The sequence below is a fragment of the Nostoc sp. NMS9 genome (genome assembly GCF_017114995.1).
Taxonomy (GTDB): domain Bacteria; phylum Cyanobacteriota; class Cyanobacteriia; order Cyanobacteriales; family Nostocaceae; genus Nostoc.
The window spans coordinates 42,315-66,112 of the sequence record NZ_JABXKL010000020.1; the positions used below are offsets into that span (position 1 = coordinate 42,315).

General features: G+C 42.4%; 23 protein-coding genes, 1 tRNA gene and 1 pseudogene. 9 read left to right on the plus strand and 16 right to left on the minus strand.

From position 1 onward, the window contains the following. Positions 1-66: 66 nt before the first annotated feature. On the plus strand, positions 67-396 hold the full coding sequence (locus tag HWQ40_RS08210; RefSeq protein ID WP_292776472.1) for a hypothetical protein: 330 nt from the start codon (positions 67-69) through the stop codon (positions 394-396). 239 nt (positions 397-635) lie between these two features. Beyond that, entirely contained in the window at positions 636-1,301 is a 666-nt protein-coding gene (locus tag HWQ40_RS08215) for an ABC transporter ATP-binding protein (protein WP_292776474.1), read from the plus strand. A 287-nt stretch (positions 1,302-1,588) separates the two neighbouring features. Here HWQ40_RS08215 and HWQ40_RS08220 read toward each other — a convergent pair whose 3' ends face one another. Continuing rightward, positions 1,589-3,652 carry a VWA domain-containing protein gene (locus HWQ40_RS08220; protein ID WP_292776476.1) on the minus strand — a complete coding sequence of 688 codons (2,064 nt, stop codon included), beginning with the start codon at positions 3,650-3,652 and terminating at the stop codon, positions 1,589-1,591. A gap of 325 nt (positions 3,653-3,977) precedes the next feature. On the opposite strand from HWQ40_RS08220, the gene HWQ40_RS08225 reads away from it, so the two are divergent. Both HWQ40_RS08225 and HWQ40_RS08230 read left to right on the plus strand, forming a co-directional pair. After that, the gene (locus HWQ40_RS08225; RefSeq protein WP_292776478.1) at positions 3,978-4,826 is read left to right on the plus strand and encodes an alpha/beta hydrolase; all 849 of its coding nucleotides are present in this window, start codon (positions 3,978-3,980) and stop codon (positions 4,824-4,826) included. Positions 4,827-4,962: 136 nt separating this feature from the next. Further along, positions 4,963-6,420 (plus strand): alpha-amylase, encoded by a 1,458-nt coding sequence (locus tag HWQ40_RS08230; RefSeq protein ID WP_292776480.1) that lies wholly within the window; start codon positions 4,963-4,965, stop codon positions 6,418-6,420. Positions 6,421-7,052: 632 nt separating this feature from the next. Here the strand turns inward: HWQ40_RS08230 and HWQ40_RS08235 are convergent. From HWQ40_RS08235 to HWQ40_RS08250, 4 genes and pseudogenes are all read right to left on the minus strand, one after another. Next, positions 7,053-8,450: an ATP-binding protein gene (locus tag HWQ40_RS08235; protein WP_292776482.1), complete on the minus strand. Its 1,398-nt coding sequence runs from the start codon at positions 8,448-8,450 to the stop codon at positions 7,053-7,055. A gap of 277 nt (positions 8,451-8,727) precedes the next feature. Next, positions 8,728-9,804 (minus strand): iron ABC transporter permease, encoded by a 1,077-nt coding sequence (locus tag HWQ40_RS08240; protein ID WP_292776484.1) that lies wholly within the window; start codon positions 9,802-9,804, stop codon positions 8,728-8,730. A gap of 292 nt (positions 9,805-10,096) precedes the next feature. After that, positions 10,097-10,240, minus strand: a pseudogene (locus HWQ40_RS08245) (radical SAM protein); the annotation flags it as partial. A gap of 347 nt (positions 10,241-10,587) precedes the next feature. Next, on the minus strand, positions 10,588-10,764 hold the full coding sequence (locus HWQ40_RS08250; RefSeq protein WP_292776487.1) for a hypothetical protein: 177 nt from the start codon (positions 10,762-10,764) through the stop codon (positions 10,588-10,590). On the opposite strand from HWQ40_RS08250, the gene HWQ40_RS08255 reads away from it, so the two are divergent. Then, entirely contained in the window at positions 10,733-12,331 is a 1,599-nt protein-coding gene (locus tag HWQ40_RS08255; protein ID WP_292776490.1) for an Hsp70 family protein, read from the plus strand. The genes HWQ40_RS08250 and HWQ40_RS08255 overlap by 32 nt on opposite strands. An 84-nt stretch (positions 12,332-12,415) precedes the next feature. Here the strand turns inward: HWQ40_RS08255 and HWQ40_RS08260 are convergent, their stop codons facing one another. The 4 genes from HWQ40_RS08260 to HWQ40_RS08275 all read right to left on the minus strand — a co-directional run bounded on the left by HWQ40_RS08260 (position 12,416) and on the right by HWQ40_RS08275 (position 15,399). After that, on the minus strand, positions 12,416-12,985 hold the full coding sequence (locus HWQ40_RS08260) for a Uma2 family endonuclease (protein ID WP_292776493.1): 570 nt from the start codon (positions 12,983-12,985) through the stop codon (positions 12,416-12,418). Positions 12,986-13,109: 124 nt separating this feature from the next. Further along, positions 13,110-13,634, minus strand: coding sequence for a L,D-transpeptidase (locus HWQ40_RS08265; protein ID WP_292776496.1), 525 nt, complete (start codon positions 13,632-13,634; stop codon positions 13,110-13,112). Positions 13,635-14,137: 503 nt separating this feature from the next. After that, positions 14,138-14,653: a L,D-transpeptidase gene (locus tag HWQ40_RS08270; RefSeq protein WP_292776499.1), complete on the minus strand. Its 516-nt coding sequence runs from the start codon at positions 14,651-14,653 to the stop codon at positions 14,138-14,140. Between the two features lie 113 nt (positions 14,654-14,766). Continuing rightward, positions 14,767-15,399, minus strand: coding sequence for a bifunctional 4-hydroxy-2-oxoglutarate aldolase/2-dehydro-3-deoxy-phosphogluconate aldolase (locus HWQ40_RS08275; RefSeq protein WP_292776502.1), 633 nt, complete (start codon positions 15,397-15,399; stop codon positions 14,767-14,769). Between the two features lie 115 nt (positions 15,400-15,514). Between HWQ40_RS08275 and HWQ40_RS08280 the strand changes: the two genes are divergently transcribed. Next, the gene (locus tag HWQ40_RS08280) at positions 15,515-16,195 is read left to right on the plus strand and encodes a RibD family protein (RefSeq protein WP_292776504.1); all 681 of its coding nucleotides are present in this window, start codon (positions 15,515-15,517) and stop codon (positions 16,193-16,195) included. Positions 16,196-16,319: 124 nt separating this feature from the next. On the opposite strand, the gene HWQ40_RS08285 is transcribed toward HWQ40_RS08280, so the two are convergent. The 5 genes from HWQ40_RS08285 to HWQ40_RS08305 form a co-directional block, all read right to left on the minus strand. Continuing rightward, positions 16,320-16,670 (minus strand): histidine triad nucleotide-binding protein, encoded by a 351-nt coding sequence (locus HWQ40_RS08285; protein WP_292776506.1) that lies wholly within the window; start codon positions 16,668-16,670, stop codon positions 16,320-16,322. A 180-nt stretch (positions 16,671-16,850) separates the two neighbouring features. After that, positions 16,851-16,924: transfer RNA gene (locus tag HWQ40_RS08290), tRNA-Pro, on the minus strand. Positions 16,925-16,974: 50 nt separating this feature from the next. Further along, positions 16,975-17,340, minus strand: coding sequence for a DUF1818 family protein (locus HWQ40_RS08295; RefSeq protein WP_292776508.1), 366 nt, complete (start codon positions 17,338-17,340; stop codon positions 16,975-16,977). Positions 17,341-17,405: 65 nt separating this feature from the next. Then, positions 17,406-17,945, minus strand: coding sequence for a hypothetical protein (locus HWQ40_RS08300; RefSeq protein WP_292776549.1), 540 nt, complete (start codon positions 17,943-17,945; stop codon positions 17,406-17,408). 185 nt (positions 17,946-18,130) lie between these two features. Beyond that, the gene (locus HWQ40_RS08305; protein ID WP_094351515.1) at positions 18,131-18,367 is read right to left on the minus strand and encodes a DNA-directed RNA polymerase subunit omega; all 237 of its coding nucleotides are present in this window, start codon (positions 18,365-18,367) and stop codon (positions 18,131-18,133) included. A 150-nt stretch (positions 18,368-18,517) separates the two neighbouring features. On the opposite strand from HWQ40_RS08305, the gene HWQ40_RS08310 reads away from it, so the two are divergent. Further along, a complete protein-coding gene (locus HWQ40_RS08310; RefSeq protein ID WP_292776510.1) occupies positions 18,518-18,937 on the plus strand; it encodes a fasciclin domain-containing protein in 420 nt (139 codons plus the stop codon). A 66-nt stretch (positions 18,938-19,003) separates the two neighbouring features. On the opposite strand, the gene HWQ40_RS08315 is transcribed toward HWQ40_RS08310, so the two are convergent. Continuing rightward, a complete protein-coding gene (locus HWQ40_RS08315) occupies positions 19,004-20,476 on the minus strand; it encodes a glycoside hydrolase family 13 protein (RefSeq protein WP_292776512.1) in 1,473 nt (490 codons plus the stop codon). 665 nt (positions 20,477-21,141) lie between these two features. On the opposite strand from HWQ40_RS08315, the gene HWQ40_RS08320 reads away from it, so the two are divergent. Together HWQ40_RS08320 and HWQ40_RS08325 are read left to right on the plus strand one after the other, a co-directional pair. Continuing rightward, positions 21,142-22,869: a S8 family peptidase gene (locus tag HWQ40_RS08320; RefSeq protein WP_292776514.1), complete on the plus strand. Its 1,728-nt coding sequence runs from the start codon at positions 21,142-21,144 to the stop codon at positions 22,867-22,869. A gap of 113 nt (positions 22,870-22,982) precedes the next feature. Beyond that, on the plus strand, positions 22,983-23,282 hold the full coding sequence (locus HWQ40_RS08325) for a hypothetical protein (protein WP_292776551.1): 300 nt from the start codon (positions 22,983-22,985) through the stop codon (positions 23,280-23,282). A 43-nt stretch (positions 23,283-23,325) separates the two neighbouring features. Here the strand turns inward: HWQ40_RS08325 and HWQ40_RS08330 are convergent, their stop codons facing one another. After that, the gene (locus tag HWQ40_RS08330) at positions 23,326-23,697 is read right to left on the minus strand and encodes a CU044_2847 family protein (protein WP_292776516.1); all 372 of its coding nucleotides are present in this window, start codon (positions 23,695-23,697) and stop codon (positions 23,326-23,328) included. Positions 23,698-23,798 lie beyond the last annotated feature (101 nt).

The window sequence follows — 23,798 nt, forward strand, 5'->3', positions numbered from 1 at the left end:
CAGCAATCCTTTGGCGGACATTTTATTCTTTAAAAGCGGCCACTTTATTCTTTAAACCACAATTTTTTGGAAATTGGCTCTAGTCGCCATTGTTTTTGCTGTAGTAGCGATGTCCAATACTACCTTGCTTACTTCCAAGCCCGTCAAGCTGCGAAAATAGCCACTTATCGAATGCAACAGCTTGCCCTTTTGGGAGCAAAAACTGAGCGGATTGCTACCGTGAATTCTCAAGGTTTAAGTCACCTGGTGAATCCTGACTATGTTGCAGCTGCAACGGAGATGCTGAATACAAACGCACGCGATCGCTTGGCATTAGAAGAACTAGCAGCTTGTGTTGGCTTATCTTCACAAGCAACAATTAGACTGCTTGAAGCCAGTAATTTGAACAATGAGTAGATCGGTTCCCTCACCAGCCAGAGGATTGTTGTCATTCCTAATATTTCCCGTTGCGGGTTTAATTGTGGGATTGCTAATTCTTTTGATTTGTCTAATTTTCAGCGTCTCATTTGGCGCAGCAGATATTCCTCTGCATCAGAGCAGACGCTATCATGAGACAAATTTTTCATAATTTCTGCCAAACGTGTGCTTAATTAGTGCAGCATTTTCTGGTGCAGCAGTAGCAACTGCGGCAACAATTGGATTTATTACGGGGTTTAGCAAGATTATTAAAACCTCGTGTTGGCACAATTTATTTAGATACAACAGATATATTTAAGCTATCAACAAAAGAGGTTGCTAAAAAATTAGGAATTCTTACCCAAGGCCCCGTTGCACCAGAAGGATTAACAGTTCGAGATTTGGTAGCTTGTGGAAGATTTCCTTATCAAAACTGGTTGCAGCAGTGGACAAAAGAAGATGAAAGATTAATAGAACTAGCATTAGAAACTACTGGGATTAAATACTTAGCAGAACGCGAGTTAGATACTCTTTCTGGTGGACAGCGACAACGTGCTTGGATTGCAATGGCATTAGCTCAAGATACGGATATTTTATTGTTAGATGAACCAACTACTTTTTTAGATTTGGCGCACCAAATAGAAGTTTTAGATTTATTGTATGATTTGAACCAAAACCAGGGAAGAACGATTGTCATGGTGTTACATGATTTGAATCATGCCTGTCGTTATGCTGATTATTTGGTAGCGGTGAAAGAAGGTCAAATTTTTGCTGTTGGCGAACCTAATTTGGCGATCACTGAGAAGATGGTAAGGGAGGTGTTTGGATTGGAATGTCGGGTTATCCCAGACCCGGTTTCCGGTACACCGATGTGTATACCAGTGGGAAGAAAGGGGAGAAAATAGAAATAAATAAAAACCTTACATGGCACAATACAGTTCAGTTAAGCATTTCTTCCTTCTCGTCTTGCAGAGTAGGGAATAAGTTTTCTTACTAGCAGCGAGCAAAAAACATCTCGCAAATATGTAATGCTCTCTTCTGAAATTAAATTGCTATATTGATTGCAGATATTTAATACAGTGGAGAGCGATCGCCTTTGATGTGGATTGTGAATATCTCCAAGATATTACAGCGGTTTTTAAGTAATTGAACTACACTACTCCCTAGTCCCCATCTCAGTTGTAGTCTAAAATCATTTTCTTGTAATCAACCCTCTAGATTGCTCCACTAGGCGAATAAACTCACCCCGATAGCCCTCCTGGTCTTCCCCCTTCCCTTGAGTTGCCAATTTCATCACCAAATCATAACTAGCATCCCCCTTATACTCAGAGTCACGCAGCACCATCCCAAAGGTAGCTACCGCAGCAGCAAATCTCAGGTTTGTGGAGGGTATCTGGTCGGTTCTCAAATCATTATCTTGGATGGTTTGAGTAATTAGTTGACTGGTGCTGTCCTGGGGCAACTTATAGCGCAGTTTCACCTGCATCAACTCATTACCAGCAGCATCCGAGACAGTTTCACCAGAACGCTGATACCGCAAAGGATCTATCTCTGGGAGTTTCACATCGCTTTTCGTGCCAGTAGGAATTATTTCATAAAGCGCTGTCACAGAATGACCAGCCCCAATATCCCCTGCATCTTTCTTGTCGTCATTGAAATCCTGGTTTTGCAGCAGGCGGTTTTCGTAACCAATCAAGCGATATGCCTGAACTTTCGCCGGATTAAACTCCACCTGAATTTTCACATCCTTGGCAATAGTAAACAGAGTTCCCCTGAGATCGTTAACTAAAACCTTTTTGGCTTCCAATAGGGTATCGATGTAAGCGTAGTTGCCGTTACCCTTATCAGCTAGTTGCTCCATTTTCCCGTCCTTATAATTGCCGGTGCCAAATCCCAACACCGTCAGGAAAATTCCCTGATCTCGCTTTTGTTCAATTAATCGCGTCAGGTCGCCATCACTAGAAACCCCGACGTTAAAATCTCCATCAGTAGCTAAAATTACTCTGTTATTACCAGACTTGAGGAAGCTTTGTTTGGCTATTTTGTAAGCTAATTCAATACCCTGGCCGCCAGCAGTCGAGCCTCCAGCCTCTAAGCGGTCAATCGCCGCCAGAATTGTTGATTTTTGACTACCAGGAGTAGCAGGTAAAACCAATCCAGCATTCCCAGCATAGACTACCAAACTTACCCGGTCTTCAGGACGCAGTTTATTCACCAGCAATTTGAGTGACTGTTGCACTAAGGGTAATTTGTTCGGGTCATCCATAGAACCGGAGACATCAATCAGAAATACTAGGTTGCTGGGTGGTAAGGTTTCGCTCTCTAGGCGTTTACCTTGCAAACCCACCTGTACCAGCTTGTGTTGAGGATTCCAGGGAGCAGCAGCAACTTCAGTGGTGACGGAAAAAGGGCGTTCGCTTTTTGGTTGGGGATAATTGTAAGTAAAATAATTGATCAATTCCTCAATTCGCACTGCATCCTTGGGTGGTAATTCCCCTTGAGTAATAAACCGTCGCACGTTGCTGTAAGATGCTGTATCTACATCAATGGAAAAGGTGGAAAGAGGATCATTACTAACACGATGAAAGGGATTATCTTCAATCCGGTTATAGTTTTCTGTATTGAATCTGTTATCTGTTTGTGGTTCCGGGGCAACCCTTCCAATACTGCCACGAGTTTGGAGTTTAGGCATATTCGCGCGGTTAACAACTTGATCCTGCACAGATGAGCCAGACGGAATATTAAGGGGTAGGGCTGTGGGTAAAGGTTGAGTCTTTTGGGTAGACTCAGTTTGAGTCCGTTCTCTGGTAGTCGGAGTGATGGGACTACGAGCTTCCAATTCATCTATCGGACTTTTTAAGGTTGCTAACTCCGGTGCAAATTCTGACTGCAAGCGTTGCAGAATTTTCATATCTGCTGGGGTAACTATCTTGGGATCAGTCGCTATTAGCTCATTGCTGCGATTCACACAGGCATTCAAGACTGTGGCAAACTCAGTCCGGGTTACAGGAAGAGTGCCAAAATTTTGGACGGGAACGACACAACTATACTGTTGTACCAATGCCTGGAGTGCTTGGTAGTCAGGGTGATTGGGTAGAATAGAAGTTTTTGGGGTAGAACTGGCAGGAGTCTGATTGGCTGGAACCGCAACCGTAGCAGACTGGCGTAAAATCGCAATTCCTACTGACGGTATCAATAAAAACAATATTACAATACTGACTCGCTGCCACATTTTGGACGGAATCGGGTAAGACATGGCTAAATCCTCACACTAAATTTTTTCTGTCACATTTGACTATTTACCTAGAATAGTCCTGAGCAGCTTGGGATTTGATAACCGTTTCAGTTTTGGTAACTGTAATTTATACAACACTAACCATTGCCATCTAGCATTAGGGAATATCACAGTGTTTGTTGGTATCGGCTCAAAAATCTGGGTTAAGTAAATTACTCAGTCGCTTAACTCCAGATACTCATTTGTGACAAAGTTGGCGTGAAGTTTGATGAAGTTGTATTAGAGTTAGGAAACATCAGAAATCGGGCAACCTGGAAATAAAGTTTTACCCGATAAATAAAAACTAATGGATAAACAGCAAGTTATAAAACTGCTAATTGGTGATTTGACTTGGCAACGGCTGGTTAAATCTTTAATCTTTATCTATCTATTTTTTGCTGTATTTGTATATTTTCGGGCAGATAGCATGATTTTTCTGTCTCAACCTTCTAGCTATCAGGATGATCCAACAATTCTGAAGTTAAGGAGTGGGGAAAATACGAATATCTCAGCTACATACTTATTGAACAATCAAGCTAAATATACTATTCTTTATTCTCATGGTAATTCTGAAGATTTAGGAGATATCAAACAGATCCTAGAAAAATTACACGCATGGGGTTTTAGTGTCTTTGCTTTTGATTATCGCGGTTATGGTACGAGTCAAGGAAAATCGACAGAAAGTCATGCATACGAAGATATTAATAGCGCTTACAATTATTTGACCCAAAATTTAAAAATTCCACCTGAAAGAATTATAGTTTTGGGGCGTTCGGTTGGCGGTGGTTCTGCGGTAAATTTAGCAACGCAGAAACCAGTAGCTGGTTTAATTATTGAAAGCTCGTTTATTTCCGCTTTTCAAGTAATAGTACCTTTTCGGATTTTACCTTTTGATAAGTTTCCCAATCTGGATAATATAAAAAAAGTCAAATGTCCGATATTGGTAATTCATGGAAAAGCAGATAACATAATTCCCTTTACTCATGGAGAAAAGTTGTTTAATGCTGCAACATCCCCAAAACTTTATTTGTGGGTTGAAGAGGCAAATCATAACGATTTATTCTCGATAGCTGAAGAAAAGTATCGTCAAACTTTGCAGGAGTTCACTAACCTTGTCAAGGCAAATCAGCAATTATCCCGTCCCAGTAATTCGTAATTGCTCTTTGTGAAGTCGTCATTGAAACCTAAATAAATTCGGATGAAGTTAGGAGGTGTGACAAAAGTAACATATCCTAGCATCAGAGATTTCTGACAGAAATCTGTAAAATCAAAGATTCTACAAAGGCGATCGCATGACCAACGGCGTAATAATGCAGTATTACCATTGGTACATCTCCAATGATGGTACATTATGGGACAAGCTGGATAAAACAGCCAATGAGCTAGCTGATACAGGCTTCACTGCCTTATGGCTGCCGCCAGCTTATAAGGGTAGTGGTGGAACATGGGATGTTGGATACGCAGTCTACGATTTGTTTGATCTGGGTGAGTTCGATCAAAAAAATACTGTTCGGACAAAATATGGAACACGTGAGCAATACTTAAGGGCGATTAAAACGGCACAGCGTGCAGGTATACAAATATATGCCGATGTGGTTTTCAACCACAAAGATGGTGGGGATGAAATAGAACGCATCTCGGCCCAAGAAATGGATTGGAATGACCGCAACCGTCCAGTCAGCGATTGGTACGAAATTGGAGCTTATACAAAGTTCAATTTTGCTGGTCGTGGAGATAAGTACTCTAGTATGAAATGGTATTGGTGGTGCTTTGATTCATTATCATACAACGTAGATACCAAAAATGCAGAGAAGCTCTACCGCCTTAAAGATAAACATTTTGAGACGGAAGTTAGCCACGAACACGGCAATTACGATTATTTAATGGCGAACGACCTGGATACAGGTAATGACCTCGTGCGCGGTGAGTTGATGTACTGGGGGCGTTGGTTTGTTGACACCACAGGTGTAGATGGCTTTCGCATTGACGCTGTTAAACATATTCGCTCCACTTTTTTCCGTGATTGGTTAAATCACCTGCGAGTTCATTTTGGTGGGCGGGAACTGTTTAGCGTTGGTGAGTACTGGTCTCAAGATATCGATGCTTTACACGGTTATATTGCCTCTAGTGATGGGCGCTTGTCGTTATTTGATGTGCCTCTACATTTCAAATTTCACCAAGCTAGTCGCCAGGGCAGTAGTTTCGATTTGCGATCGATTTTTGATAGAACCCTAGTTAAAGAACAACCTGCCCTAGCTGTTACCTTTGTTGAAAACCATGATACCCAACCTTGTCAATCCCTAGAGTCGCCTGTTGAACCTTGGTTTAAGCCCTTAGCCTATGCACTAATCTTACTGCGTCACGAAGGCTATCCTTGCGTTTTCTATGCAGATTATTATGGGGCACAATATCAAGATAAAGGACGTGATAATACCCTTTACTCTCACCGTTTTTTGATTGACAAGTTCTTGAAGGCGCGTAGGGAATACGGTTTTGGCGACCAGCATGATTACTTTGACCATCCCAATACTATCGGTTGGACGCGCTTGGGTACTAGGGAACATCCGGGTGCAATGGCTGTGGTGCTGACCAATAGCGCACCAGGGAACAAGTGGATGAATGTGTTCCGACCCAATCAGGAATTTTACGATGCTACGGGACATATAAACAATATCATTCACACCAATAACGACGGATGGGGAAATTTTCCATGTCCTGGTGGTTCAATATCGGTCTGGCTGCAAAAATAGTTTGAATAGAAAACTAAGGTTAAAGAGGTAGATAGTAAGGAGTTTTTTCCACTATCTACCTCTTTGACAATAGTATTCAACGTAGAATGGAGCAAAATTTTCAATAGAATTACGGAATTGAGATGACATCGCTTGAAGTCATAATCATCAGGACACAAACTGACTGCGTTCACTGAACTTTTTGCTTGACCAACTCCAAGCAAGAAATCTTAAAACAGCCAAATAATTAAAGCTATTAAGGAGATAAATTAAGATGAGCGAGAATAATAACCCACAACCCAAAACAAAAAAACAACCTCCTAATACAATAGGAAAACCACCTAAGACTGAATTTATTAACTCCGAACAACAACCTACAAAATCAGAATTATCAGAGAAATAATTCCTTTTACCCCAACATTTTATTTATAACTCAATACGCTTGGTAGATAATTGGTATTTTAAGACGCGATTTATCGCGTCTCTACATGAGGATTTTGGAATTATCTTGTATTGATTTATAACTAAAAAACGAATTCTAGTGTAGAAACCAATAAGAAACTAGAAATCTGACGGAAATATTCACTTGCTGCTAGATTTTGGGAACCATTGGTTCCCATTTTTTTTCATCTTTAATCCCATCGCTTATTGATTCATTCATTTGATAAGGGTAGGCAAATAGTGAAACAAGTTCTGCCTGACTGCGATTCAAATGAAAGCGTACCGTGATGGCGATTTTCTACAATCCGGCGAACTGTTTCTAAACCGAGTCCTGAACCATGCCCCACTGATTTGGTGGTGAAAAAAGGTTCAAAAATGCGGGTTTTAATTTCAGGTGGAATTCCATTACCAGAATCGATGATGTCAATATGGGCAAAGCGATCGCAATGATGTGTTGTAATTTCCAGCAGTCCTTTTCCATCCATTGCATCAATGGCGTTGTCAATTAAGTTCGTCCACACCTGATTGAGTTCACTGCCATAGGCAAGGATTTTTGGAAGACTTCGATCGTAATTGCGTTGCACTTGGACACCGCACTTGAGTTTATGAGCAAACAATCGCAAGGTATCTTCCAAGCCTTGATGTATATTTACTTCTTGCTGAGTGCCTTGATCGAGGTAAGAATAAGACTTCATCGCTTGCACAAGTTCGGAAATCCTCTCAGATCCTCGCAAACCATGTTTAATCATCGACATGACTTCAAAGGAAAGCGCTAGCCAGTGCAATCCCATTTCTCGCAATTCCGTGTCGTCGTTGCGCCAACGTTCCATGAGTTGCTCTAGGGTTTCAACCTCAACACTACCTTCCGCTAAAGGTTCTGCTAATTTCCATGCTTGGTTTACACCATAGTTTTCTAACCATTCCAGCAATATGTCTTCGCGATCGCTTAGTGTCACCGGATCTAGGCGATTATTCAAAATCGCATCATAGCCTAGATCGCGTACTCTCAACCAGTGTTGAGTATGGGCTTCGTCAACATTGCGTTGCCCATAAACTAAGTTCATTCGTTGTAACTCTAGGATGGCGGCTGGCATTTCTCTTAAAGTCCGAACCAGGGCTGCGGCTGGGTTGTTGAGTTCATGAGCTAGACCGGCGGCAAGTGTCCCTAAAGCTGCCATCTTTTCTCGCCCACGAATGAAAGACTCTAGCCCTCGGACACGACCTTGCATAATTCGGAAGACCATCCGCTCAAAATCACGACATTCATGCAGCAGTTTACGGAAGTCTTCTCCCTTCATTTCATAAAGGTGGCAATTTGTGAATGCCCGCATTGTCACAGGTGCAGGTTCATCTGTGAGTACTGGAATTTCACCAAAAAAGGATGGGGCTTCGTGTTGCCCGATGGGAATTTCCACTCCTTCACTGCGGCGGGTGATGTTGATTTTACCTTTGACTAAGATAAATAAGCGACATACAGGGTCTCCCTCATGAGACAACACTTCTCCGGCAGAAAGTTCAACTGTTTGAGTGCGATCGCAAACCCACTGCAATCGCTCTTTGGGAAGTTGTTGAAATGGGTCTAAGTTGATTAATTCCTCAACACATAACATCAATTAACCTCCTTGAGGGGGCAGGGGGGATAATACCAATTCAAAATTCAAAATTCAAAATTCAAAATTAAGAAAGCCTGACAGAACAAAGGTTTGGGAGTATGTATCTGTCGCATTTTTTTTTCAAATTGGTATAAGAAAGTAGGGTTATACAGGTGTGTTTTCCTATGGAGAATTTTGGCTTAATATAGTTGAAGAAGACTTTAGTCTCAGTTTATCAGAATTTGCGGAAAACCCGATTCGTCTATACGGTGGGGATAAATAGCGGTCTGATAGCTCAAAATTTATTAAACCCAGCAGAACGACGATAAAGTAACCAGATAAACAGGGGTGAACCCAGCAAGGCAGTGACGGAACCTACTGGTAGTTCTACTGCTCCTAGTCTAGAGAGTAAATCTGCAAAAGTGAGTAACCATGCACCTGCAAGGGCGGAAAGTGGTAAAACAAAGCGATGATCTGTACCAACAATGAGGCGGACACCATGAGGAACAACAAGACCAACAAATCCAACCAAGCCACTGATGCTGACTGCACCTGCGGCTAATAGAGTGGCGACACCACCAATTAACAGGCGCGATCGCGTCAACGAAAGCCCTAAACTCACAGCTATATCATCTCCCAAAGCCAGTATGTTTAGCGATCGCCCCAGCAAGCATCCCCCGATCAATGCAACGATGATATAAGGGCCAGTCGTAGCAATTTCTTGCCAACCCCGTCCATTAAGACTACCAACTAGGAAACTGAGCGCAATTTGAATTTGCCCATCTTCAGCTAAAAGCAGCAATGTACTTTGTACAGCACCAAATAAAGAACTCACCGCCACTCCGCCTAAAATCAACCGCTCAACAGAAATTCCCGACCCCGAACGACCCAGTAAAATAACGATCCCGGCAGTTAAAATTGCTCCCATCCATGCTGCTAAAGGAATTGCGATCGGGAATATTTGGCACACAATCATCAGAATTACAAGTAGTCCCGCACCCGCTGAAATGCCCAAAATAAATGGATCGGCAAGACTATTACGTAACATTCCTTGCAGCAACGCTCCTGACATTCCCAAAGCTGCGCCGACAATGATTGCAGCAGTAATGCGTGGGAGACGTAAATCCCAGAGAATTGTCTGTTTAACCGGATCGCCTTTGTGGAGAATGGCTTGCCAAAATTCCGACATATTTAAAGGTACTGCTCCTTGAGAAAGGGACAGTGCTAGTGTTACCACCAGTGCTGTACCAAAGAGTAAAACAGCCCAAAATACGCGGTGTTCAGTAAAAATTTTCTGAAATGTCTGAAATGGTCTAATCAAATTTAGATATGTATTTTTTTTAAATATAATCCGTACCAAACAAAGCTGCATTTAAAGATAGCTTCTCGATGAGAGAGGAGGAATCTAAAAATTTGATCCTCAGAAGGTGGACGTTGACCCTCAGAAGCTCAATGTTGACCTTCAGAAGGTGAAAGTTGACCCTCAGAAGCTCAATGTTGACCCTCAGAAGGTGAAAGTTGACACTCAGAAGCTCAATGTTGACCCTCAGAAGGTGAAAGTTGACCCTCAGAAGCTCAATGTTGACCTTCAGAAGGTGGACGTTGACACTCAGAAGCTCAATTTTTAAGTTTTAACTCCCTCCTCTTGCCCTGTGCCCGTGCCCCTACATTAGTTCTAGTCCACCTTGATAGCCAATCACAATACGTCCACCATCCTTGAGGATGTGGATTTCTATCTGGTCGCTAGCCCAAGTAATCTGGTCTTGGAAAGCCGGGTTTAACACCCGAATCCGTTGATTGCTAGAAGTCTGAGTTACACACGCTATATCAATACTTTCAAGGATTTCTTGAATACCTGCTATTCATTTGCTACTCAACTCAGCCATTTTTACCCTGATTTTTAGCGTAGGCGTAGCCTGCCGCAGGCATCGCAAGCAGCAATTTTGCTACTCATTTTGTGCCCGCTCCAGAGGCGGAAGGTAAACATGCAGCATTTATCACATTTATCAGGGGTAGCGTGATCTTACCGTCCCACTTCCCACAATGGAAAATCAACTTTTTCGGATCATGTATCAAGCTTTGGTAGAAATTGCTACAGCCAACACTTTCTTTAATGAGAGCAAGAAAATGAGGGGTTTTCAAACTTGATAAAATTTCAGTTACCCTGAATAATCACAGATAAAGCAGCTTTGGCATCTTCTGTGCGAGAGAATACAGATAAAGCAGCTTTGGCATCTTCGTGCGAGAGAATACAGATAAAGCAGCTTTGGCATCTTCGTGCGAGAGAATAAATATAAAATATGGCGATCGCAATCGATTTTGGTACTAGCAACACAGTTATTGCTCGTTGGAACCCTGTAACCCAGCAGCCAGAAACCCTGACTCTACCAGGTTTATCAATTAAACAAAGTCTCAATCCGCCACTTATTCCTAGCTTGGTTTATGTCGAAGACGCAACCCAAAATAAAGTCTTAGTAGGACAACAAGTACGCGATCGCGGTTTTGATCTCAAAGGCGAAATGCGATTTTTCCGCAGCTTCAAACGCGGTATTGGTGCAGATATTCAAGGTTTCTTACCCGAATTAGATGGGCAAATTGTCACCTTTGAACAAGTAGGGCAATGGTTCCTTACTCAAGTAATTGAAGAACTAGCACCTTTGGAAGGTGGGTTAGATTCTCTTGTGTTAACCGTACCTGTAGACAGTTTTGAAGCCTATCGTCACTGGTTGGGAAAAGTTTGTCAAGCCCTTCCCGTCGAACAAGTGCGAATGCTAGATGAACCCACAGCCGCCGCCCTGGGTTATGGCTTGGCAGATCAAGAAATTCTTTTGGTGATTGACTTTGGTGGCGGTACTTTGGATTTGTCCCTTGTCCGGTTGGATCGAGGTGTCCAAGCAACCACCAAACCACTCGGATTTATCCTCAAGTGGGGTAATAAGTCCTTGGCTGAAGATTCAAAACAAAAAGTCAAAACTGCCCGTGTACTGGCGAAAGCTGGGCAAAATCTGGGCGGTACTGATATTGATAACTGGTTAGTAGATTACTTTGCCAAAACTCAAGAATTGGCGGTAAGTCCTTTGACAACAAGATTGGCAGAACGGGTAAAAATTCAGCTATCGACCCAAAACCAAGCTAGTGAAGTTTATTTTGATGATGAGACATTTGAAAGCTATGAACTGGAACTAAACCGCGACACTTTTGATAATATCCTTAAAGAACACGCATTTTTTGAATTATTGGATGAGTCGATGACGACATTGTTGCAACAAGCAAAACGGCAAGGGATAGAACTTCCAGATATTAATGCAGTTTTGTTAGTTGGTGGCACAGTGCAATTGCCAGCAGTGCAGACATGGATCAAACAGTATTTTGAGCCAGAAAAAATCCGTTGCGAACGTCCCTTTGAAGCGATCGCTCAAGGTGCATTACAGTTAGCACAAGGGATACAAATCAAAGACTTTCTCTACCATAGTTATGGTATCCGCTACTGGGATCGCCGCAATCAGCGTCACAAATGGCATTCTTTAATTAAAGCTGGACAAGCATATCCGATGAGTCAGCCAGTGGAATTAGTCTTAGGCGCTTCTGTAGAAAATCAGCCCAGCATTGAATTAATTATGGGAGAATTGGGAGCAGATACAGCTAGTACTGAAGTTTATTTTGATGGCGATCGTTTAATTACTCGCCGTCTAGACAATAGTGAAACCAGCGTCAAACCTCTCAACGATCAAGAAGGCGCGAGGACAATTGCCCAACTGACACCAACCGGATATCCTGGAAGCGATCGGATCAAAATTCTCTTTCAAGTTGATGAACAACGCTTTTTACGAATCACCGTTGAAGACTTATTAACAAATGACACACTTTTGGAGAATCAACTTGTGGCACAGTTGAGTTAGTCAACTAAAAGGATTCAAAAGTGGGATAACGCAATCGTCGAAATTGCGGATGTTGCGCCTTACTAAGGTCAATTGATGTTACCGTTACACCTTACGAACCATTTTTAACCATCCAAAAACTTGATTGACAGTTAATGCAAGTTCAATTTCTGGTAATACAGGCAAAAAATCTTCTCTCTGGAGTAGCACTGGCTGCTGCTCCGGTAGAAATACCAAAATACTGAGGTCATCAGGGTCAAGAAACCATCCTAGACGACTGCCATACTTCAGACAGTGAAGAATGTTCCCAATTACTTTGTTAGGTTTTTGTTCTGGCGAGAGAATCTCAATCGTCCAGTCTGGTGAAAGTTCAAAATTATCAGGTACTTCATCGTCAACTGTGAACGGTATGCGTTCCCACAGAAATACAGCTACATCAGGTACAATTGAGCGTTCCCCAAAGCTACACCGTAATTCGGGAAACCCATAGGCAATCTTCTGATTCTCTGTGACTTCATTGATAACAGCACAGAGTTTAACTTGTAAGCGGCTGTGTCTCCCTTTTGGCATTGGCTTTTGAATAATCTCTCCGTTAATATATTCACTGGCAGGCTTTGTTTCTGGGAGCTTCAGAAACTCTTCCAATGTGAGAGGTTGAGTAATTATGACGCTCATAGCTCCTGAATCCCTTGAAGATTGTTTTTAGTCTAGCAAGATGTATAGACAGGTGCTTAACTTTGTGAACACACCCGTCTATACATCAAAGGAAAAATTGCAGATATTGATTACGAATTACCGATTATTTCCTCACTACTACTAAAGTTCCTGTTGAAGCCCAGTTGTAAAGATTACGAGCTTGTTTAACAGGTAAATTTACGCAACCGTGACTGACTGGAGTCCCAAAACGGTTATGCCAATAAGCGCCGTGAATGGCATACCCTCTATAGAAATACATTGTGTAAGGAACATCAGGAATGTTGTAGCCTCTGCCTCGCATCCGGTGAGTGCGATACTTAGAATTAATCCGAAATCTACCTATAGGTGTAGGAGTCGATCGCTTACCTCCAGAAATGCGGTATGAATGAACAAGTTTATGACCTTCCCATGCACGTAAACGTTGCTCTGACAAATCAATTTCAATCCAGCGAGGTTGGCTAATATTATTAGTGCTGTTTTGATCGACTGACGTGGCTGTTGCTGTAGTCGAGTTGGGTATACCTGTTAGCGGTGATGACCAAGAGAATAAAGTCACCACCATCAGCGCCACACCTGTACAAAAAGTTCCTGAAGAACGAATCCCACCACGGCGAATCCAAGTTTGCATTATGCCTCATCTTCTAAACTACGCAAAAATCATCAAGTGAAGTAATTTTCCAGAAAATTACAAATTTCCAGATCGACTACTTGCTTTCTATGGAGGATTTACGCAATTCATCCGTTAATGCTTCTCAAGACAAGTCCTAAGTTAATCTGCATCCAATTTGCACATTTGTCATTTGTCCATAATTAAATGATGAGTCTTAACTAGTGACTAATGACCAATGACTAATTACAAAGGACAATTTTTACAAAAATCTGTCATTTAAATGCTTAAATACAAACTTTCCCCAAATTTATATTTGCATTTGTAATTTCATACAGGAATTGTCAGGATTTCCGCTTATTTTTTGGGCAAATCGTTAAATGCCCTTTTCTAGATTTTATTCCAAGTTCAGTAATTCCGACTCCGAAGATTCCCAGCATAAAATATTGCTGGGAATCACTTAATTGTCTTGATTTGTTGTTATTTATAATTTTACCTAAATTGCTTTTTGGCTGCTTCACCTACTATTTATGAATGACTATTGGTGTCCCTACTGATGCCCACTCGAATAGCCATTTTGCATGTTTAGGTGCGATATTCACACAGCCGTGGCTCACTGGAGTACCAAATCTCTTATGCCAATAAGCTCCGTGAATAGCGTAATTACCTTGGTAAAACATCGCATAAGGAACGTTGGGAACATTGTAGTTTTCTCCCTGCATCCGCGTAGTTTTGAACTTGGATTGAACCTTAAAAGTACCAACAAGAGTAGGAGTGGCTTTTTTCCCAGAGGAAATAGCACTTCCATAAACCACTTTGTCACCTTGCCAAGCTATTAATCTTTGCTTTGAAAGATCAATTTGAATCCAGCGCTGATTTGATTGTTGTAATGTCTGGATTTTTTGTGCAATTACTTGATTTTTGGAATTCGCCCAAACTTCACTGGTTCCAGTATTAGTAAAAACACTTAAGGACAGTGCTGTACCAGTAAGGAGTATTTGTAAGCGACGCACCCAGTCAGGAGAATTTTGTCTTTTCATTTTAGATACACTCACACTCAAATCATCGGGTCTTGAGAAACTTATCAGGTTTCACCTTTATTTCCCTATCTATTACTTTAATAGACGTGAATGTTTGATGATTTGATTCTAAGTTAACCTAACTGTTGCATTAGGTTTTTTGCCTGAGTTGCGATCGCTGACCAATTTCCCTCTGTGACAAGCTTTTGGGGAAATAATTCTCCGCTCAAACCGACAGCGATCGCTCCAGCTTGCAAAAATTCTTTGGCATTTTTTAGAGTCACGCCGCCAGTAGGAATTAAGGGAATCTCACCCAGCGGTCCTTGCAAACTTTTGATATAGTTAGTCCCTCCCACTGCTTGCACGGGAAACACTTTTACACAACTAGCACCTTGACTCCAGGCGGTAACAATTTCTGTAGGAGTCAGCGCTCCTGGTATGATAGGCACATTGTTTTCTTGTGCTGCTTTAATCATTGCCGAATCAACGTGGGGTGTGAAGAGGAATTGCGCCCCAGAGGCGATCGCATCTTGTAACTGCTGCACATTAAATAGCGTACCAGTGCCAACGATACAGGCTGGTAATTCCGACCGTAGTTGACTGATTAATTCCCCAGCCCGATCGCTATTCCAGGTAATCTCAATTAGCTGCATTCCCCCAGATGCTACAGCCATTGCCATTTGCTGCCCCAATTCGATTTTAGGGGCACGGATAACTGCGATCGCTCGGTGTTTTTCCAACTGTGATAACCAAATTTGATTAGGCATTTTGACTAGAGATTGGGGACTGGGAGTAGGGATTGGGACTAGAGAATAGTTTTCTCTCTAAAGTATTGAAGGGATTCAAAAAGGTAAAATTATAAAGAATCGTTACAACATAATCATGTCAGCTATCCAAACAACTGTAGTTCTTGCTATGACGGCCGATGGAAAAATTAGCGCCGTAGATCCGAAAGCGCCTCGTGAACCCGATGTAGTCGATCAAGCACACTTGGAATATCAAGCCTCCCTTGCCGATCTATTGCTGGTAGGAGCAGGGACAATTCGGGCTGAGGGGGGAACCTTTACAATTCGCGATCCCGAACTGTTGGCAGCACGTGAGGTTCGGGGTCAATCTCCCCAGCCGATTACTTGCGTTGTTTCAGCTTCCCTTAACTTATCGCCGGACTTGCCTTTTTTGAGTCAGGACATTGAGCGATGGATATTTACCACACGGACTGGTTTGCAGCGCAGTTCTGATACAACAACCTTGCAAAAACTGGCTGAATTAATTGATTTGGGAGATACAGACCTGGACTGGGATCGGGCCTACACCTTGATAGCAGAGCGGGGTCTTCACAAAGTCGTTGCTTTGGGAGGTGGCTCTTTAACAGCTGCTCTAGTTCAGGCAGGGCGAATTGACGATTGGTGGTTGACCATTTGGCCAGTAATTTATGGAGGAAAGCACGCCCCTAGCCCAGTGGAGGGAGAGGGTTTTGTCCCCAATACTGCTCCTCATCTCCAACTCATTGAAACTCGTCAGGTTGGAAGTGATTTATTTTTACATTACCGCACGGTCAAGTGAAAACGCGCTGCCAGAATTAAGCACTATGATCCTTGATATTAAAAAGCAGCGGAAGAGGGGTACTTTTGCCCACAATTCCACTCAGTTTGTACCTTTTACCCTGCCCCTTGCCTCCTGCCTCTCATCAACCAGGGGGCCAATCCAACTGCCGTCCTCCCAAAATATGCAAATGTAAGTGATTGACTGTTTGACCGCCGTCATCACCAGCATTGATGACAACTCGATAACCATTTTTTAGTCCAGCTTCTTCTGCAACACGTTTAGCAGTCAACAAAAGATGCCCCAACACAGCATGATCCTCAGATTCAGCGTCAGCTAGTGTAGCAATGGTCTTTTTGGGAATGATCAGGATGTGAACGGGTGCTTGGGGATGGATGTCTTTGAATGCTAGGGCTAAATTATCCTCATAAACAATATCAGCGGGAATTTCCCGACGAATGATTTTGCTGAAAATCGTTTCTGTACTTTCACTCATGCCAATCTACCTACTTATCTGCTAGAGATTTTATATTAAGTCCACCTAATCACTCATCATTGACAAAATTTGATGGTGCGGGTACACCCCAATTTACTGTTCGTTTAGGTTTTTTCAGGTAAAGCTATGAAAAAACCTGCTAATCTTTTAAAAAGACTAGCAGGTATGGCTTATCATCAATCGGAGCGGCGGGATTCGAACCCACGACCTCCACTACCCCAAAGTGGCGCGCTACCAAGCTGCGCTACGCCCCGGTCAGAATTCCTATCATATAACAAAACTCTAGGATAATCAAGAGGCAATTTTAAAAAACCTTAAGCATCCCACTAGCTTGCAGTAAATCTGGAACAGCAGAAGCATTCCATTTACCTTCTACACATCGCCCTGTATTCAAGATGAAGCGCAGACTGTAATCATGAGGATAGCCTTCCACTTCCATCCATAATAAATCGCTTTCGGCTTCACAAGTAATTTTTTCCTCTTCCATCAATTCAGTTACGAGTTGCTTCATGGTGTCTGCTAGCTGTGCTAGTAGACGACAAAAATCATTTAACTCGGCTTCGGTTAACTCAATTGCCCAATCATCTGTACCGACTAAACCTTTAAACTCAGGTGTATCGGGGTTCCAGCCAATACGCCAACCCGATCCAGTTTTGACAAGGCGTTCCATAGTTTAGTTTTTTAAACGCAGAGGTACGCAGAGGTTTAACGCAGAGGGGCGCAAAGGAAAATTGATCATTTTAGTAGTTCGGCACCTCCTCGTTGTGGTGGCTGTGGGGTAGTTGATGTAGTTGGACTGGGTGCGGTGTTGGAGTTAGGGGGTACGGTGTTTTGGGAAGTAGGATTAAATATATTGACTAAGACTTGTACTAGGGCATCTCGTTGGCTGTGGGTGAGGCTTTTGATAGCTTTGCGATCGCCTTCTATGGGATTTTCCCGTAGTGCATCATTTCCTGGATAGGTAGTATCATACATAATTTCATTTGCACCCAGGTAATCAGCTAAAGTCAGCTTCCAATCTAAGCGATAAATGGGGGCCCGCCCTTTGGTATAAATGTGATATCTAATTAGACGATTTGCTAAGGTATTGTTTTCGGCAACTTTCCCATTTTCTTTGCTGATATACTTATTTTCCCGTGGAAAATCTGGCAATTGCTGATAAACTATCTGCCAAACATCGCTAGGAGTGATTGTCTGGGCATCAGCAGGTTGGATACTAAATAAATTTCTATGTATTGATTTATCCGCCCCGGAACCTAAAATAATTACACCCATTACCATTAATAAGGTAAGCAGTAGTGGTGTTAGCGGATAACTAAGGTTGAGCCAGCGCAAAGTTGCGAGTTTTGAGAAAATTGATTTAAACAGAAATTTTTTCTCTTTCATAGAACAATATTTTGGGCTTGCTGAGTGAAAATATGAATTTGCCTGATTCAGAATTCACCACTCAGCACTCTATCTTATAGTTCGCCGATAATTTCTGGTTGAGTCAATTCATCGGACATTTCGATAATTGCCCTTAGTACTGGCTTCATCATCGCATCTTCGTTGCTTTCAAAGTCTTCGTAACGCCGACGTTTAGCACGATTTGCTACCTGAACCGTAATGCGATAACGATTTGAGGCTGCACTAATCAGATCCTCAGCCCGGTGCATAATCTGAGATTGAGTTGTCTCGAACTTAGAACGCTTTAGCATAATCAGTGGTTCTTAGGGTCATTCTCCAGTGTAACAGCACTAAATCAGTCTACTGCTGTCTGTTAAATCGCCAGCAACCTCTCTATTGATAGAGGCTAAGATATTTTAGTAACTTTATAAGTAACTTGTAGTATTAAATAACGCACCCTCATGGCTGACCTTGTGGAAACTGCGATCGCAGCGGGTAATTTCAATACCCTAATAAAGGCTGCTAAAGCTGTAAATTTCATCGAAACTTTGAAAAGCCCTGGTTCTTTCACACTCTTTGCACCGACTGACGAAGCTTTTGCTAATCTGCCAGAGGGAACTTTAGACTCGCTACTGCAAGATATTCCCAAGCTCCAGAAAATTGTGGCGTATCATATCGCTAGTGGGGATGTTAGGTCTGATGATTTGGTACAGATTAATGAGGCAGAGACGCTTGAGGGGTCAATTGTAGCCATTGAATCTGCCGACGGTAAATTTAAGGTAAATAACGCCAATGTCCTGAAAACAGATATTTTAACAGACAATGGCGTGATCCATATCATTGATGCGGTGTTGATGCCTGCAATGGTGGCAGGAAAGTAATTTATGGGATGTGGGGCATTGGGCATTGGGCATTGGTATTCTCCTTATCCCCTTGTCCCCCACTCCCTACTCGCTACCCCCCACTCCCAGAATGCAGCCACTGCGTGCGGGAACAGTCAATGACAACTGTTGAGTTTCTCCTTTACTATTCCACTCAACTTCAGCATTACCATATAAAAGTTTGTTGGGTTGAGTACGCAAAGTGGCGACATCTGCATTTGCTGTTGCCGAACTTGTACCAGCGTTGATGGCAATTATTAATTCCTCTGTCCCTAGAGTTCGCGCAAAGATATAAAGTTGCCCTTGAGCAAAGAGAACTTGGTAATCACCTGTACGCAAGGCTGGGTAAGTGTGGCGGAGGGCAATTAACTGGCGGTGAGTATTGAAAATTTCTTGATTCCAGTTAGTCTCTAAAGGAAAACTACGACGTGAGTCTGGGTCTATTGCTCCAGGTAAGCCAACTTCATCACCATAGTAGATGCTGGAGGCACCGGGAAAGGTGAGCAACAGTAGAGTTGACAATTCTATACTGGCGATATCGCCGCCTGCAATGGTCATCAATCGGGCTGTATCGTGACTTGCAAGCAAATTGAGTTGAGTTAGCTGAATTTCCCAAGGGTAAAGTTGCAGTACTTCTTGGATTTTGGTGGCGTACTCGGCAGCAAATAAGGGTGGGTAGGGTTGATAGTCGCGGCTTTGGACTTGTTCTAAGACTACGCGATCGCCTGCTGCAAAGGCAATTGTTGGCCCAGCAAATAAATAATTCATCACGCCGTCAAATTGCGTCCCATCTAGCCACTCACGTGAATCTCCCCAGACTTCGCCCACAATATAAGCTTCGGGATTGACTGCCTTAACGCGATCGCGAAATTCCTGCCAAAAACCAGGAGTTTTGATTTCAAATGGTACATCCAATCGCCAACCATCAATGCCGAATTTAATCCAATATTCGGCAATTTCCATAATATATTCTCGTACTTCTGGATTATCGTGGTTAAATTCTGGCAAGGCACGATTTCCCCCCCAACCCACGTAGTTGGCAGGAAATTCCCCATTATATGGTGAAAGGGGCCAACCTTCTATTTTGAACCAATTTACCCAAGGTGAATGGGGGCCATTTTCTAAAACGTCGTGGAAAAAGAAAAAGCCCCGGCTGGAATGGTTAAACACCCCATCCAGAACAACTTTGATATTCCGTTGATGGGCTGCATCAAGCAATTCCTTAAAAGCTTCGTTGCCCCCTAACATCGGGTCAACTTGATAATAATCGTGGGTATGATAGCGATGATTGCTAGCGGATTGAAAAATGGGTGTGAAGTAAATCGCGTTAATCCCTAAATTCTGGATGTAGTCTAAATCCTCCATGATGCCCCATAAATCCCCGCCTTTATAGCCTTGGAGGGTTGGCATAGAGTCCCAATCTTCCCAACGGGCTTCCTGCAATAACCGTTTGCGCGGCTGTTTGCTTCTGGCAAAACGATCTGGGAAGATTTGGTAGAAAACAGCGTGCTTCACCCAGTCTGGTGTTTGAATTTGCATGAATAACTTTTTGTATGTTTAGAAGCGATCGTTGCAAATATTAGCTTCTTTATGGCTCTTACTTATGATAGAGAATCTGTCATTTCTCAGTATTCATTAGCGATTTAGGCTTTTTCATGCTGTTTTATACGCAAATGTTATCAGTCTTAACTATTTTGTTTTAGTTTTTAACAATTCAACAAGATAGACTTGCCACTGATGCATTCTGACTCCTGTTAGCGCAGCGGGGCGTAGCCCATTCTGACTACTGAATTCTTCTTTGATAAATTTATTTATTACTTAATTATTCTTAATTTTATTTTTTTCACTTTGTCCGTAATGATTTAGGCAGACAATGGATTAGTTTAATAGCTTCATAAAAATTACCTGTTACCTTAGATTTCGGTAATTCTTAGATGCAACCGATCAAAGATGTCTCAGGAACCACAGAAAATCACTATGAGGGATACGTAATTTAAGAATATGAGTTATGAATTAGCAATTGTCTTAGGAATAACTCTTACCTCCTAAGCTTATTTGATGTTATCTATAAAATAAATAGATAACTATAGTCGCATCAAATAATCAAAGCTAAAAAACTGCATACTCTGCGTTAATGCTAGAGCGACTTATCCTGCTAGAACTACTACTTTGTTGACAGCAAATAAATTGAGTTTGAGGTAAAAATGAGACACGAAAAACTTTCTCCTGGACTACTTTTGGCATATCAAGACTATCAAAATGAAGGAGATCAAGCTTTAGTTACACATAAGCGATCGCTTGGCATCATTGCCCATAAAAGCCCGGTCAAGCCCACTAAGAGCGTCGTTTTTATCTACTGCGACCCCAATGCAGACTTAAGTTATTTATCACAATATAATATTGAAGTCAATCAAAACTCTGGGAGTGTGCGGACAGCTTTCTTACCCATAGAGAGTCTAGATGTCTTATCTGAAGAAGATGTGATTCAGCGGATTAAGCCATCACGCAAACTCCATTTGAGGATGGACACTGCAATGGGAACAGTCAAACTGCCGGAATTCAAGAATCAAACCGGACTGACTGGAAAAGGAGTAATTATCGGGATTATAGACAGTGGCATCGATCCGAAACACCCCGCTTTTGCTGGACGAATTTTACACATTTGGGATCAAACATTGCCAGGGCCAGGAGTCACAGAAGGCGGCTATGGGGCTGAATTTACGGGAGCGCAACTGACAGTTTCTCAAGATACTGGCGGTCATGGTACTCACGTCGCTGGCATTGCCGCTGGTGCTGATGCTAGTTATGGCGGTGTCGCACCAGAAGCGGAATTAGTTGTCGTCAGGTCAGATTTACAGGATGCCCACATTGCAGATGGTGTGCGTTACATTTTCCGAGTTGCTAGAGAGTTGGGACGCCCAGCAGTGGTAAATCTCAGCTTGGGTGGACACGCTGATGCCCATGATGGTAGCGACTCCCTATCCAAAGTGATTGATGCCGAAACTGGCCCTGGAAGAATTGTTTGCTGTGCGGCGGGTAACGAAGGAAACGATAACATTCATGGACAAGCGACCATACCAAGTGGACGCACTCGTGGTATGCGCTTTAATGTTCCTTTGAATCAAGTAGGCATAGTTTGGTTAAACGCTTGGTATGCCAAAGACAGCGAATTGGAAGTATCTGTGCGGAGTCCTAACGGTTTTGTTACCCCCTTCCAAAAAATAATTACTGACGGTAATGCCGCCCAAGATTATCAGTTACCAGATGCACGGGTGCAATTAGCGACACCAGCGCCAGACCAAGCCAACGGCGACCATAATTTCTTTGTGCAAATACGTGGTATTGGCCCCTCGCAAGTAATGGGAGGTGTTTGGCAGCTGCGAGTCCGCAACACTTCTTCAACTGACACATGTTTAAATGTGTGGACACTAGATGATACTTCGTCAGTGTTTTTCACCGGTAAAAGTGTGAAGGATGCCTTAAAAATTGGTTCGCCAGGAGCCGCCAGCAGTGCAATTACAGTTGCTGCCTATACTACTAAAACCAAATACACAGATATTGATAACCAAGTGCGAGAAATGGGGTTAGAATTGGATACTATTTCGGAATTCAGTAGTGAAGGACCTCTACGGAATGATGCACAGAAGCCGGATGTAGCAGCACCAGGAGCAATGATCGTTTCCACACTTTCCGCCGATGCTAATTTTGACCGCTCATCAATGATTAATTCCAAGTTTGTGGTTCAGGCTGGTACGAGTATGGCGACACCGTTTGTTAGTGGGTTAGTAGCACTACTGTTGCAGCGCGATCCTAAACTCGATCCGGCTGCTGTGAAAGACTTACTACGTAAAAATAGTGCAATTCCTGGAAAACCCGCAGGCACATTTGATGACAAATGGGGTTATGGAGTCATTAACGCAGCTAATCTGTAATTAGACTGAGAAAGCTGGATATTATTTCTGTACAAGGGTAGGTAACAACAACCGATAAATTTGATAAGTTAGGGTAGGCAGAAATGTCTACCCTGTTTACCAAGGAGTTGCTGGTGAATTATCAGAAACTAGATGCCGCTCTTGCTACAGCGCTAAATGATGTTCAAGATTCAGAAGAAACTAGTTTGGCAGTTTTTATCCATACTGAACCAATTTTAAACCCTGCTGCAACTGCTGTTTTAGAAAGTTTTGGTGTCAGTGGTGTTAGCAGTGGCAAAGATATTTTCACGGCAACACTGTCACCAAATGCCATTGCCCAGTTGTCAGAGCAATCTTGGGTGAAGTATTTGAAGCGATCGCAGCAATTAGGTTTGGTTAATAGGAGAATAAATACACCGAAGTTGGGTGTTTAATAGGCATTGCCTACCCTTACAATGTGTAGATAATTTTTTGCTGTTACTGTGAATCAGGTTTTGGTTTTTCTGGAAACTTACACTTCACCTCAATTTCCAGATTACTTTCAGCAGAGCCTTCAGTAATGTAAGGAATACCTGCTTTACCACCCAACTTAATGCCAAATTTAAGTCTTACCTCTTCAATCTCAGCAGTATTGAAGTCTTTAAAAGCACTAAGAGCATAAATAGTATAAGAGCGAATCATTTGCCGAGCTTGTTGCATCCGAGCGATCGCATCTGTTCGGACATCCTTGTATTCTATGCCATCATCGTCCTCATCAATTTCCGAAGTTATTTCGGTGGCTGTGACGTTAATCTCAATCTGCTCAATCTCTCCATCTGCTTGGAAAAATAGTTGCTGCACTTCTGACATAAGCTACCTCGATTAAAGTTTTGTAACGTATCTGAATAAATTTCAGCTTGCTTGCAGAAAACTAACAGATGGTATTGTTTCTAGTAACACAGCCATTGATT

Coding starts and splice junctions, on each gene's coding strand:
- HWQ40_RS08220 (WP_292776476.1), bottom strand. CDS start 3,652: ATGTCTTACCCGATTCCGTCCAAAATGTGGCAGCGAGTCAGTATTGTA.
- HWQ40_RS08225 (WP_292776478.1), top strand. CDS start 3,978: ATGGATAAACAGCAAGTTATAAAACTGCTAATTGGTGATTTGACTTGG.
- HWQ40_RS08230 (WP_292776480.1), top strand. CDS start 4,963: ATGACCAACGGCGTAATAATGCAGTATTACCATTGGTACATCTCCAAT.
- HWQ40_RS08235 (WP_292776482.1), bottom strand. CDS start 8,450: ATGTTATGTGTTGAGGAATTAATCAACTTAGACCCATTTCAACAACTT.
- HWQ40_RS08240 (WP_292776484.1), bottom strand. CDS start 9,804: ATGCAGCTTTGTTTGGTACGGATTATATTTAAAAAAAATACATATCTA.
- HWQ40_RS08255 (WP_292776490.1), top strand. CDS start 10,733: ATGGCGATCGCAATCGATTTTGGTACTAGCAACACAGTTATTGCTCGT.
- HWQ40_RS08260 (WP_292776493.1), bottom strand. CDS start 12,985: ATGAGCGTCATAATTACTCAACCTCTCACATTGGAAGAGTTTCTGAAG.
- HWQ40_RS08265 (WP_292776496.1), bottom strand. CDS start 13,634: ATGCAAACTTGGATTCGCCGTGGTGGGATTCGTTCTTCAGGAACTTTT.
- HWQ40_RS08270 (WP_292776499.1), bottom strand. CDS start 14,653: ATGAAAAGACAAAATTCTCCTGACTGGGTGCGTCGCTTACAAATACTC.
- HWQ40_RS08275 (WP_292776502.1), bottom strand. CDS start 15,399: ATGCCTAATCAAATTTGGTTATCACAGTTGGAAAAACACCGAGCGATC.
- HWQ40_RS08280 (WP_292776504.1), top strand. CDS start 15,515: ATGTCAGCTATCCAAACAACTGTAGTTCTTGCTATGACGGCCGATGGA.
- HWQ40_RS08285 (WP_292776506.1), bottom strand. CDS start 16,670: ATGAGTGAAAGTACAGAAACGATTTTCAGCAAAATCATTCGTCGGGAA.
- HWQ40_RS08295 (WP_292776508.1), bottom strand. CDS start 17,340: ATGGAACGCCTTGTCAAAACTGGATCGGGTTGGCGTATTGGCTGGAAC.
- HWQ40_RS08300 (WP_292776549.1), bottom strand. CDS start 17,945: ATGGGTGTAATTATTTTAGGTTCCGGGGCGGATAAATCAATACATAGA.
- HWQ40_RS08305 (WP_094351515.1), bottom strand. CDS start 18,367: ATGCTAAAGCGTTCTAAGTTCGAGACAACTCAATCTCAGATTATGCAC.
- HWQ40_RS08310 (WP_292776510.1), top strand. CDS start 18,518: ATGGCTGACCTTGTGGAAACTGCGATCGCAGCGGGTAATTTCAATACC.
- HWQ40_RS08315 (WP_292776512.1), bottom strand. CDS start 20,476: ATGCAAATTCAAACACCAGACTGGGTGAAGCACGCTGTTTTCTACCAA.
- HWQ40_RS08320 (WP_292776514.1), top strand. CDS start 21,142: ATGAGACACGAAAAACTTTCTCCTGGACTACTTTTGGCATATCAAGAC.
- HWQ40_RS08330 (WP_292776516.1), bottom strand. CDS start 23,697: ATGTCAGAAGTGCAGCAACTATTTTTCCAAGCAGATGGAGAGATTGAG.